Raw genomic sequence first — 11,963 nt, 5'->3', positions numbered from 1 at the left:
AGTCTGTGCATAACCTGGCGGCAGTTTTTATCGGTGTTCAGAAGTATGACAGTTGAAAGCGCAGGTACCGCTACCCGCTCACGAAAAAAAACTAAAAAGTAGATGGAGGCACCCCAAAAGCAGGCCCAGGAGCAGCCTCCGAAGTACGGCCAGGGCTTTTTTAATGTGGTTGTCCACGGTGTTGGGAGAGATGTTGAGGAAATCGGCGATCTCTTTATGCGTCATCTCCTCGTGGCGGCTCAGCAAAAACACCTTGCGGCACACAGCCGGCAGAGCATCTATGGCCTGCTGCACCTGCTGCTGTAGCTCCTGCAGGGCCAGGTCTTGGTCTGCCGTTGTAGCGTGGTCTTGCCCCTGTTGGTACTGCTGTGCCAACTCGGTGCGGCGTTTCTGGCTGGTGGTATGGTTCAGGGCTTTATTGAGACAGGCACGATATAAGTAGGCTTCTGGATTCTCCACCGCCTGCCACTGCTCGTTGTTCCAAAAACTAATGAAGACCTCCTGCACCAGGTCCTCGGCTACAGCAGCATCGGACGTGATGCGCTGCATCCGCTGGCACAGGTGCCCGTAATTGCGCCGGAACAGGGCCTCAAATTGAAGGAGCTTTTCTGATTGGTTTGGCATATGTGCGGGTAAACTCAAGCTAAAAGTATAAATTCCTTCGGAAAAAGTAGGAATACAAGATAAGGTAAGGCCCCGGGATCCGGAAAAATAAACCTTTACCGCCCCAAACGCTGTTGGTCAAGCGGAAGCCGCCACTAACGGCACAGGGCTGGCTATCGGTCTAAAACTGTGCAGATAACGGTAGCGGCTTGTACCAGAAAATATACCTTTGTAGTATGGAGATAAAGTTGAGCACGGCCAATACCCTAGAAACCGGCGCCACCTGGAGCCTGCCCGAGGTGCGCAACGTCACGCAGAACCGCCTGCTGCTGCACCTGGCCTTCTGGACGGTGTATGTGGTTTTCTTTGGGCTGCTATACGGTAGTTACATCGATGATTACTACAACGCCTTTATGGTGGAGCTGGTGGAGCTGCCGTTTAAAATGGGGCTGGTATACTTTAACATGTACTACCTGCTGCCGCGCTACCTGCTGCAGAAGCGCTACCTGGAGTTTGTCGTGTACCTGCTGCTGCTGATGGGGGCCATTGGCGCGCTGATGCAGTTCGTGCTGCTGCCTTTCCTTATCCACCCGATTTTCTGCCCCACCACCTGCACCCAAGACACCCTGACCTTCTACCGCTTCGTCAAGAACATTGTGAACATTAACTATGTGGTGGCCATTACGGCCGTGATCGCGCTGCTCAAGAACTGGTACAGCCACCAGCGGGCGGCCCGTGACCTGACGCAGGATAAACTGGAGGCGGAGCTCAAATTCCTGAAAGGGCAGATCCACCCGCACTTCCTGTTCAACACGCTCAACAGTCTGTACGCGCTCACGCTCAAGAAATCGGACAACGCGCCGGAGGTGGTGCTCAAGCTTTCCGGGTTGATGGACTACATGCTGCACGATGCCAACGCGGCCACCATGCCGCTGGAAAAGGAGCTGGAGTACATCAAAAACTACATCGCCCTGGAGCAGGTGCGCTATGGGGAGCGGGTGGAGGTGCAGTTCTCCGCCACCGGAAGTATAGCCGGCAAGCAGATTGCGCCCATGCTGCTCTTGCCCTTCGTGGAGAATGCCTTTAAACATGGCGTTAGCACCGAAACCAAAGATGCCTGGATCAGGATAGATGTGAAGGTGACGGACGAGAAGCTGGTGCTGCTGGTAGAGAACTGCAAATGCATCGACAAAGCAAGCAGTAGCTCCCGCGATATGGCCTCGGGTATCGGCCTTAAAAACCTGCAGCGCCGCCTGGAACTGCTCTACGAAGGTCGCTATGAGCTGGAGGTGGAGGAGGAGGACGATAGCTACTCGGCCCGGTTGGAGATTTTGTTTTAATAAAATTGAAGCCTGCCGCAAGATTTCATCTTGTGGCTTTTGATGGGGCAACCTTTCAGCTTGCGTAAGTATAAACGTGCTCTCTGACGGCCAGTGCAAGCTGAAAGCTTGCTGTCATGGGAAACCACGAGTTGAAAACTCGCGGTAGGCTAGCTGGTCTTGGAGTTTGTCTCCTTACTATAGCCCTCAATGAGAGAGTTAATGTACCAAACGTTCCTTTGTTGAAGATATCTAAACTATGAATAAACTACGCTGCATGATCGTGGATGATGAACCACTGGCGCTGGATGTGCTGGAGACCTTCATTCAGAGGTTGGATAACCTGGAGCTGGTGTGCCGCTGCAACAACGCCGTGGAGGCCTATAACTGCCTGCAAAGCGAGGCCATCGACCTGTTGTTCCTCGATATCCAGATGCCGAAGCTCACAGGTATAGATTTCCTGAAGTCGCTGGCAAGCCCGCCCAAGGTGATCTTTACCACCGCCTACCGCGATTATGCCGTGGAAGGGTTTGAGCTAAATGTGGTGGACTACCTGCTCAAGCCCATTGCCTTCGAGCGTTTCCTGAAGGCTGTTTCCAGGGTGTCGGCTCCGGAGCCGCAGGCAATACAGGCAGCCCCCACTCCCATGCCTGTACAAACCGCCCCTGCAGGGCAGGACTACAAAGAAGCCTTCATTTACCTGAAGGCCGATAAAAAGATGGTGAAGGTGATGCTCTCGGACATTCTCTACATCGAGAGTTTGAAAGACTACATCCGGGTAAAAACGGAGACAAAGGAGATCATCTCGTACCAGAAAATATCCTTCCTGGAGGAAAAACTGCCAACAGATAAGTTCCTGCGCATTCACCGCTCCTTTATCGTGGCTCTCGACAAGATTCAAGCGTTCTCTGCCGCTGCCGTAGACATTGGCCAAACCGAGATACCGATCGGCCGCTTCTACAAAAATGAAGTGCTGCAGGTGCTCAACCAGAATAACCTGTTGGAAAGTTAGAGAGTTAGAGAGTTGGGGAGTTAGAGAGTTTAAGAGTTAGAGAATTTAGTGGTTAGAGAGTTCAACATGTGATTCTGTTGAGCGGAATAGCAATTAACTGTATTTACTCGTAATTTATCTTCAGATTACAAAAGAGGTGAAGTATGGCTGTTCCTGCTCTCATACCTCCCAAATTCTTTAACTCCAAAACTCTCAAACTCCTAAACTCTCTAACTCCAAAGTGTATATCTCCAAGAAGAAGCTGTTTTACCCGATCAGCAAAGGCCTGCGCAGGTACCTGCGCACCTACGACCGCGAAACGAAGCTGCCGGTACTCTACGAGGGCCTGCTCCATTACGCCGACTCTTTCCCGTACTACGACAAACAGGGACACGACACGCTGTGGGAGTCGGTCATGTATGATCAGCAGACGCAGCAGGAGCTAAACCAGGGCCTGACGATGATCTATGCGCTGCTGAAAACTGACGGGGACACGTCGGTGATGGAGCACCTGTATGTGTCGCGGATCGACTACTGTACTTTCGGTAACTCCAACCCGTTCCGGGTGCAGATCATGAACCAGCTCAACGATAACTACGACTACTTTTACGTGAAGCGCGCCGACGCCTCGCGCGTTTACGGGCTGGAGTTGGAGCACATCCTCTCGCCGAGCCGCATTAACTACCTGGTGGATGGCAACACCCTGATAGAGGAGCACATTGCAGGTATCCCGGGCGATGTATTCATTAAGGAGTATGTCAAGCGGCCCAACACCAACAAAGTGCGTATTGCCAAGGAGTTCGTGAAGTTTAACGAGCGGTGCTTTGTGCGCCTGCTGGGCGATATGCGCTCCTACAATTATGTGGTGGATGTTACCCCGGATTTCGAGGATGAGCAGTACCGCGTGCGCCCCATCGACTTTGATCAGCAGTCTTACGAGGGCAAAAAGACCATGTACCTGCCGCAGTTTTTCAAAGACAATAACGTGGTCGTAGACCTGGTGCTGAAACTGCTGAAGCCGGATGTGGTGAGGCAGTATCAGAACGAGGAGCGCACGCTCATGTTCCGGCGCCTTAAATCGGCCCGCTACCGCCTCAAGGACCTCATCGACTGCATGCGCCGCGATACCATATCTACGCCCGAAAAAATAGAGCAGCTACGGCAGGAGCTGGCGCAGCACCACAACGCCAAGGAGTTTCTCAAGTGCCAGTGTATGGGCGATCTGGTGCGGCTCAACCTGAAATTTATACTTGCCAGGGCGCATAAGGTGATGGGGTTTTAGTTATTGGTGCCTGGTTGTTCGTTAATAGAGGACCATCCAACCATCCTTACTCCATCTGGGGTAGTTACTGTAAGGCCACAAGTATAAAATGACTTTCCCTTTGCTCTTCGGGATTCCCTTTGCTCTTCGGGATTGCAAATCCGAAAGAGCGGAGAGTTGTGTCTACTACTTCTGCTTAATCGTTGTAGCAGCGGCCCTTCTCTTGTCATCCTGGAAGGATCCTGGTGGAAGGGAGGTGGAGCGGCAGCTACAAAGCTTATACTTTAGCATCAGTAGTTACAGGCTCACCTCCTGGGGGTAGGGGCCCTCGAAAAGGACAAGTCTCAGATCCCGAACTTGTTTCAGGGGAGAGGTAAGGGTAGTTGGTACTAGCAAAGTATAAACCAGCAACCCAAACCGAACAACGGACAACGGACAATGAAACTACATCCTCTCTAGGTCCTTCCGCGTCCGCTCGCTATCCTCCAGGTTGCCGGTGTTTACGGTGCTGGCTGGCTCAAACAGCAGCACCTCCGCCTCCTGGTTGGCCACAGGTTTGTGCTCTACGCCCCGGGGCACGATCATGAACTCTCCCGGCTTTAGGGTAACTACCTTATCCCGCAGGTGCATCTCAAACGCGCCTTTTATCACCAGGAAGAACTCATCCTCGTGCGCGTGGTGGTGCCATTCGAACGGCCCCAGGAACTTGGCCAGTTTCACCTGCTGGCCATTCAGCTCGCCCACAACGCGCGGGTTCCAGTGGTCGGAGAACTGGCTGAACTTGTCGGCAAGGTTTACTTTATCTATGTACTTTTCCATGCTTCTATACTTTATTCAAACTAATTCTAAATAACAATGCGTTTTTATTTGGACTGGTTCTAAATAGTATTTAGATTTGCACTACAATCGCAGAGCCGGTTAGCTAAGTTACACCACATGATGCATACAGCCACGCAATTACCCGAGATTTATACTTCTGAGGCAGGAGCCGTTTACCAGTGCGATCGCCACAACCGTTTAATGCTGAGTTTTGCAGGCGAGTTAACCATGCTGAAGCTAGACGCTTTTCTGCGCCTGAAGCACGCGGTGGATAGTATAGACCTGGCGGCGATGGCGAGCAACCCGGACCGCTCCTCCGACTTCAGCATCATTACCCTTTGTGGTTGCGACCGCTGCTTCGTGCTGACGCTGACCGAACTGCATACCCTGAAGGAACTGTTGGCCGGAGCCAAGTTTGTGCTGGAACTGAACCGAATGCTGCACGAGTGCCTGGCACCATCCATCGTATAAAACTTAGAGTATTTATAGTTTGAAACACAGAGCACGGCCCCCGAGGCCGTGCTCTTTTTATTTAGACTTCTTCCGAATTTCAGGGGTTTGTTGCGCATGCACAACAAAAGGGCTTACCTTAAGGTATTAATGAGGAGGTGTCAACCATCACCGCATTGTCTAATCACTACCCAAACACCCGGAAATTATGAAAGACTTACTAAGACTGAGAACCTCGCTGAGCGAGACAATAGAGCAAATACTCAACGATCAGATAAAAATGGAGGCGGAGGCCTCGGCCATGTATCTGGCCATGAGCAGTTGGTGCGACCGCAACGGCTTTGATTATAGCGCCGGCTATTTTAAGAAGCAGTCGGATGAGGAGCGCGAGCACATGCTGCGCCTGTTCAAGTTCGTATCCGATATGGGCGGACGCGCCGTGTCGCCGAGCGTCTCCGGTACCCAAATGGAATTCGAATCATTCAGAAGCGTATTTGAGCAGGCGCTGCAGCAGGAGATTGCTGTAACGCAGTCGTTTAACCGCATGGCTGATAAGTGCCAGAAGGAGAAGGACTATGTGACGTTCACATTCCTGCAGTGGTTCCTGAAAGAGCAGATAGAGGAGGAGTATGTGGCCCGCCGCGCGCTGGAGCTTTTCGAGGTTATCGGCGAGGAAGGAACCGGTCTCTACGAGATCGACAAGCGCGTGCCGAAGATCACGTATGAAGACACGTACGAGGATTAGTCATCCTCTTGCATAAGGTAAAATAGCAGTGCGGCCCCGGAGCATTTCCGGGGCCGCACTGCTATTATGGGGTTTCCTGTTGCGGCGCAGATTTAAGGATGTGCTGCTCAAAGGCTTCTTTCGCCTTTCGCTCGTCGGTATAGGGTGTCCAGGCGTTGGCGGGTTGCATGCAGGTAACGGGGGCGTAGTCGCAACGGTCCGTGCAGTCGGTTTTTACCACTTCTACCTGCCCTTTCAGGCCCATCTCCTTTATCATGCCCCTGAAAAGCTTGCTCAGGTCTTTGCCGCCTTTCTTTTTGCACTTGCTGCCCGTGCATACATAAATCACTTTATCGGGTGTATCAAAACTTTTGCTCATGGGTAAGAATACGGTAGTATTACCTGTTAAAGCTTAATTTAGGGAGATAAGTTTCGTTACGCGTTGTTTGTTAACAGTCGTTCTTGAGTAGGTTTTCCAATCCTCTAACGCCCAAGCTGTCTAGTTTTCCAACTTCTGGCATTCCTGCAGCCATACTTTGGCGCTGCCCGGGTCCTCGAAGATGCGCATCTCGAAACGGCCGTGGGTGCGGCTGAGCATATCAGCGGCAGAGGCTGCCGCAAAGGACTCTTGGTTAGCGATATGGGCATAATAACGCAGCCCGGCTGCAATCGCTTTGGGCATCCATTCTTTTTCTATCCAGTCCACGGCTTCGTCCCAGCGGCCTACTAGCTCCCGGTTATCGTTCAGGCCGTAAGGAGAATTGTACGTCTGGAACGCCTCGAGCACCGCTAGGGAACCCTGTTTTACATTCTCCGGGCTTACGTATCCCACCCAGTTGTTGTAGATCCAGTTGTTGGCTGCATCATATGCAACGGTAAGAAACACTTTTCCGGTGGTGGATGTAAGTTCTGCGACTTTAGTCATATGTTTGCGCGTTTACGCCTATGCAAAGATACATAAAGTATAAGACATGTGCCGGAAGCCAGGAGCGGTTCTGTATTAGTGCCGAAGGTGTCGCTCAGCAGTGCGAGGATATGAATTGAGCTGATTAATCCTATCGCTGCCTGTGGAAAAGGAAAAGTTATAGGAATCCCCTATATTTAGTATGAGTATATAGTACCACCTGTTAAACCTTGCCTTAGCCCACGAGTCTATTGATGCATACTACACTAATCTTATCATACCTGACATGAACTTTACGAAAACCAAAGCCGCCCGGCGCCTGGCCGCACACCTGCTGTGCGCACTGCTGCTGGGAGGCACAGCTGCACCTGCTGCACTGGCCCAGGATGCCAACACCGGCTACCAGCGCCCACCCGAAACCATCGCAGCCATTATCGAGGCCCCAAACACGCCGTCGGTAAGTATAAGCGCCAAGGGCGACTGGATGCTGCTGCTCGAGAGCCCGGGCTACCCAAGTATAGAGGAGGTGTCGGCGCCGGAGAGCCGCCTGGCCGGTATTCGCATCAACCCTGCTACCAACGGCCCCAGCCGTGGCTACTACTACAATGGCCTGAAGCTTAAAAAGGTGAGCAACGCCGATGAGTTCGCGATCAAAGGGCTGCCGCAGAACGCGCAGCTCTCTAACGTTACCTGGTCGCCAGACGAGAAGTATATTGCCTTTACCAACACCAAAGTCAATGGCATAGAGCTGTGGATTGCCGACCTGGGAGCTAGAGAGGCTAAAAAGCTGACAGAGGCTGTGGTAAACGATGCCTACAGCGGCCGCCCGTTTGAGTGGCTGTCGGACAGCAGGACGCTGGTAGTAAAGTTTGTGGATGAGAAGCGTGGCGACATGCCGAAGGCAACGCATGTGCCAACCGGCCCTACTATCCAGGAAAATATCGGCAAGGCCAAGCCCTCGCGCACCTACCAGGATTTGCTGAAGAACCGCAACGACGAGCAGCTGTTCGATTACTACATGCAGACGCAGCTGAAGCTGATTTCTGTGGACGGTAAGCAGGAGTCCATAGGGCAAGCCGGCATCATCAAAAGTATAGACGCCTCTCCGGATGGGCAGTACCTGCTAGTGCAGACCATCCAGAAACCCTATTCATACCTGGTGCCGCATTATTACTTCCCTTACAAGGTAGAAGTATGGAATCGCAACGGCCAGGTCGTAAAGGAGCTGGCGCAGCTACCCTTGGCCGAGGATATCCCGATTGCCTTCGATGCCGTGGCCAAAGGCCCGCGTAGTTATAACTGGCGCTCTGATAAACCAGCCACGCTGTACTGGGCCGAGGCACAGGACGGCGGCGATGCAAACAAAGAGGCAGCCGTGCGCGACCACGTATACATGTTGGATGCACCCTTCAACGGGAAGCCTTCCCAACTGGCCTCGACCAAGTACCGTTACCGTGGCGTGATGTGGGGCGAGAACATGGCCATCGTGAACGAGCGCTGGTGGAAAACCCGCCAGGAGCGCAGCACCCTGGTAAACCCTTCCAAAGCATCTGCCAAAGCCACTGTGCTCATCGAGCGCTCTTACGAGGATAACTACAACGACCCGGGCTCGCCGGTGTTCACCAAGAACAAGTATGGCCGCAGCGTGCTGCTGACGGATAAGAAAAAGCAAAACATCTACATGATCTCAGAGGGCGGCTCGCCGGAAGGGAATCGTCCGTTTGTAAGCGAATTCAACCTAAAGTCAAGGAAGGCAGCTATACTTTGGAGATCGGAGGCCCCTTACTATGAGCGCCCGGTGGACATCATCGACCTGAACGACAAGAAGATCATCACCCGAAGAGAGTCTGAAAACGACCCGCCGAACTATTTCGTGCGCGACCTGAAGAAGAAGCAACTGACGCAGGTAACCAAATTCCCGCACCCAACACCACAGCTGGAGGGGGTACAGAAGCAGATGCTACAATACAAGCGCGAGGATGGCGTGAACCTGACGGCTGTTTTATACTTGCCAAAGGACTACAAGAAAGGCGATACACCGCTGCCAATGCTGCTGTGGGCTTACCCGCGCGAGTTTAAGGATGCTGCTGCCGCCGGTCAGGTGAAAAGCTCTCCATACGAGTTTACGCGCATCAGCTGGGGCTCTCCGCTGTTCTGGGTAACGCAGGGCTACGCCATCCTCGACAGGACCGATATTCCGATAGTAGGGGAGGGAGACGCACAGCCAAACGATACCTACGTGCAGCAGCTGGTGTCCAGTGCCAAGGCCGCTATCGACGAGGTAGTGAAAATGGGCGTGGCCGATCCGAAGCGCATTGCCGTGGGAGGCCACTCGTACGGCGCGTTTATGACCGGAAACCTGCTGGCGCACTCCGATCTGTTTGCCGCCGGTATTGCGCGTAGCGGGGCCTATAACCGCACCCTGACACCGTTTGGTTTCCAGGCGGAGGAGCGTACGTACTGGGATGCCCCGGAAGTATACTTCCAGATGTCGCCGTTCTCATTCGCCAACAAGGTAAATGAGCCGATCCTGCTCATTCATGGCGAGGCCGACAATAACTCAGGCACATTCCCGGTACAGAGCGAGCGCTTCTACAACGCCCTGAAAGGCCATGGAGCCACGGCCCGCCTGGTTTTCCTGCCAGCTGAAAGCCACGGCTACCGCGCCAAGGAGTCTGTGCTGCACATGCTCTGGGAGATGGACCAGTGGCTGGAGAAGTACGTGAAGAACCGCCAGGTGCAGTAGGCATCAGGTTTATACTTTAAAAACCGCCCCGGTTAAATTTTTAGCCGGGGCGGTTTTTTGTTTGATAAACTGCTGCGGGTAGCAACAGCTTGCTCGGGCACAAGGTAGCGGCTATAGAAGTATACATAACCTTCTGGCTCATTCCTGGAAACGGGAGGGAGCTCTGTGGTATCAGGTCCAACCACCCCTGCCCCTCCTTAACCAAGGAGTGAGCCTGTCATTGCTGCTGCTAAAGTATAAGTTTCATGGCAGCTGGTATTGCACGAACAGGTCGCGACCTGTCCCTACACAAGTATAAACCCACCCCCCAGCCCCTCCAAGGAGGGGAACTATACTTGCTCCTCTCCCTGTCCTCTCGAGCAGGGCGAGAGGGCTATCCGGAATTCTAAAGAGATCTCTCCCAAAGGTCGAGATGACAAATAGCTGTGGCTATCGATTCTGATCTCAGTCCTTGGGTTGAGCGCCTATGCGAGTTTTTCCGGTGCCCGTTAAGGGCAGTCCGAGGTACGAGGGCAGGAAAAGCTCCCAGCGCGATGCCCTTATCGAGGGCCCCTACCCCCAGGACGAGCCCTCTCGGGCTGGAGAGTACCAAGGTATGAAGTGAAACGAGTAGGCATTAAGGCCGTGGAGGAAAGGCAGCTAGCAAGAACAGCTTGCTTCCAGTTATAGGAAGCAGGGGCTAAGAGAGGCACAAGCGGACGCTTGCGCCAGCAAAGAATACAGTATAACAGCAAGTATAAACTGAAGTATAAAAGTATAGCCCAAGTATAAGCATGGCTCTGCGAGCCAGTCAGGTTGCAAACCCGACATCATAGAAGGCACGGGTTGCAAACCCGCGCCAGCGAGAGGTACGAATGAAGGATGGAAGTATAGCTAAGGTATAAAATCCTGTCCATCCATTCATCCTGAAGATCCTGATGCAGACACGTATAAAGTATCGTCCTGTACCACAAAGTATAAGTGCATCACTAGGATAAACAAAAAGCGCTGCAGAACTGCAGCGCTTTTTCCCTATCATCAGAAGTATAAAATCTACTCCTTCACGATCTTGATGGTATGCGGCACGATCTGGCGCGGCCAGTCGGAGGCATCCACTGGCTCCTGCTCAATTTTCTCCACCACATCCATGCCTTCCACCACTTCGCCAAACACGGTGTACTCGGTGTCAAGTCCCGGCTCGCCGCCTACGGAGAGGTAAGTTTTCTCCTGCTCCGGGGTGTAATCTATGCCGTGCTTCTGCTCGAAGGCCAGCAGCTCCTCTTTGCTTACGGGCTTACCGGTTACGATGTAGAAGTTGTGGGAGGATGACTCCTTGTCCGGGTTGCGCTCGTCGCCGTAGCGGGCCATGGCCAGGGCGCCGCGCTTGTGTATGTATTTGGGATTAAACTCTTGTGGGATTTTGTAGGCCCCCTGTTTCATTTCGCGCTCGTCAGAGTCGCCGCCCTGTACGGCAAAGCCTTTCACCACCCGGTAAAACTCGCCCTGGTCGTAGAAGCCGGCTTTGGTGAGGCGCACGAAGTTGGCGCGGTGCAGCGGTGTTTCCTTGTAAAGGCGCACTTTTATACTTCCGTGGCGGGTGGTGATCACGGCCAGGCTATCGGGGTTGTTGCGGCCAAACTCCTCCAGTTTGGCCACTACGTTCTCGGAGGTTAGCGGTTCCAGCGTCTGCTCCGCATCGGTTGTGGCTTCCGTAGTCTCGCCGTTGGTCTCGTCGGGCGCTTTGTTGCAGCTAAACAGGGGCAGCAGGCAGGCGGCCAGCAGCAGTGGGCGGCCAAAGTAGGATAAGAACTTCTTTCTCATAGTGCTCATACTTTTCTTGTTTACTTAAAGGTAATCGTTTTTAACTATATAGTGTTACGTAATCTTCAGATTTTATCGAGGTTGGTTTGTATTTTATTGTAGTATTCTGATAAGTTTAAATCGATGTTGTCCCGCTTAAATACAAACCCGTATAGAGGTGGTTGCAGGAGCGGTAACAGGGGGTATAGGATGCGCAGCAGCAGGTAAAGTGCCACGGGGAATTTGTGCAAACAAGGATAAACTAAAATATGCGCTGGCTGCCTTATAGGGCAAATTCTATATAGTGTGGATAAATATTTTTATAAAATTATTTGGGTATACTATCCAATATCAATACATTACAGAC

Annotated in this window: 11 protein-coding genes; 6 read left to right on the top strand and 5 right to left on the bottom strand. The window is 52.6% G+C overall.

The window, feature by feature from the left end:
* Positions 1-78: 78 nt before the first annotated feature.
* Entirely contained in the window at positions 79-624 is a 546-nt protein-coding gene (locus OH144_RS13055; protein WP_266202688.1) for an RNA polymerase sigma-70 factor, read from the bottom strand.
* 215 nt (positions 625-839) lie between these two features.
* Between OH144_RS13055 and OH144_RS13050 the strand changes: the two genes are divergently transcribed.
* The 3 genes from OH144_RS13050 to OH144_RS13040 all read left to right on the top strand — a co-directional run bounded on the left by OH144_RS13050 (position 840) and on the right by OH144_RS13040 (position 4,195).
* The gene (locus OH144_RS13050; RefSeq protein WP_266202687.1) at positions 840-1,943 is read left to right on the top strand and encodes a sensor histidine kinase; all 1,104 of its coding nucleotides are present in this window, start codon (positions 840-842) and stop codon (positions 1,941-1,943) included.
* A 238-nt stretch (positions 1,944-2,181) separates the two neighbouring features.
* Positions 2,182-2,934, top strand: coding sequence for a LytR/AlgR family response regulator transcription factor (locus OH144_RS13045; protein ID WP_266202686.1), 753 nt, complete (start codon positions 2,182-2,184; stop codon positions 2,932-2,934).
* Positions 2,935-3,154: 220 nt separating this feature from the next.
* The gene (locus OH144_RS13040; protein ID WP_266202685.1) at positions 3,155-4,195 is read left to right on the top strand and encodes a hypothetical protein; all 1,041 of its coding nucleotides are present in this window, start codon (positions 3,155-3,157) and stop codon (positions 4,193-4,195) included.
* A gap of 423 nt (positions 4,196-4,618) precedes the next feature.
* Here the strand turns inward: OH144_RS13040 and OH144_RS13035 are convergent, their stop codons facing one another.
* Complete coding sequence (locus OH144_RS13035; RefSeq protein WP_266202684.1) at positions 4,619-4,993, bottom strand: cupin domain-containing protein; 375 nt, start codon at positions 4,991-4,993, stop codon at positions 4,619-4,621.
* Positions 4,994-5,110: 117 nt separating this feature from the next.
* Here OH144_RS13035 and OH144_RS13030 point away from each other — a divergent pair, with 117 nt between their 5' ends.
* Both OH144_RS13030 and OH144_RS13025 read left to right on the top strand, forming a co-directional pair.
* Complete coding sequence (locus tag OH144_RS13030; RefSeq protein ID WP_266202683.1) at positions 5,111-5,464, top strand: hypothetical protein; 354 nt, start codon at positions 5,111-5,113, stop codon at positions 5,462-5,464.
* A gap of 187 nt (positions 5,465-5,651) precedes the next feature.
* On the top strand, positions 5,652-6,188 hold the full coding sequence (locus OH144_RS13025) for a ferritin (RefSeq protein ID WP_266202682.1): 537 nt from the start codon (positions 5,652-5,654) through the stop codon (positions 6,186-6,188).
* A 64-nt stretch (positions 6,189-6,252) separates the two neighbouring features.
* On the opposite strand, the gene OH144_RS13020 is transcribed toward OH144_RS13025, so the two are convergent.
* Both OH144_RS13020 and OH144_RS13015 read right to left on the bottom strand, forming a co-directional pair.
* Positions 6,253-6,546: a (2Fe-2S) ferredoxin domain-containing protein gene (locus OH144_RS13020; protein WP_266202681.1), complete on the bottom strand. Its 294-nt coding sequence runs from the start codon at positions 6,544-6,546 to the stop codon at positions 6,253-6,255.
* Between the two features lie 120 nt (positions 6,547-6,666).
* Positions 6,667-7,092, bottom strand: coding sequence for a hypothetical protein (locus tag OH144_RS13015; RefSeq protein ID WP_266202680.1), 426 nt, complete (start codon positions 7,090-7,092; stop codon positions 6,667-6,669).
* Positions 7,093-7,357: 265 nt separating this feature from the next.
* Here OH144_RS13015 and OH144_RS13010 point away from each other — a divergent pair, with 265 nt between their 5' ends.
* On the top strand, positions 7,358-9,817 hold the full coding sequence (locus OH144_RS13010) for a S9 family peptidase (protein ID WP_266202679.1): 2,460 nt from the start codon (positions 7,358-7,360) through the stop codon (positions 9,815-9,817).
* Positions 9,818-10,849: 1,032 nt separating this feature from the next.
* On the opposite strand, the gene OH144_RS13005 is transcribed toward OH144_RS13010, so the two are convergent.
* A complete protein-coding gene (locus tag OH144_RS13005; protein ID WP_266202678.1) occupies positions 10,850-11,626 on the bottom strand; it encodes a peptidylprolyl isomerase in 777 nt (258 codons plus the stop codon).
* Between the last annotated feature and the right edge of the window lie 337 nt (positions 11,627-11,963).

The sequence above is a fragment of the Pontibacter kalidii genome (assembly GCF_026278245.1).
Lineage (GTDB): Bacteria > Bacteroidota > Bacteroidia > Cytophagales > Hymenobacteraceae > Pontibacter > Pontibacter kalidii.
Note: the sequence above shows the minus strand (reverse complement) of the source record. Positions and strands in the feature narration are given on the sequence as shown.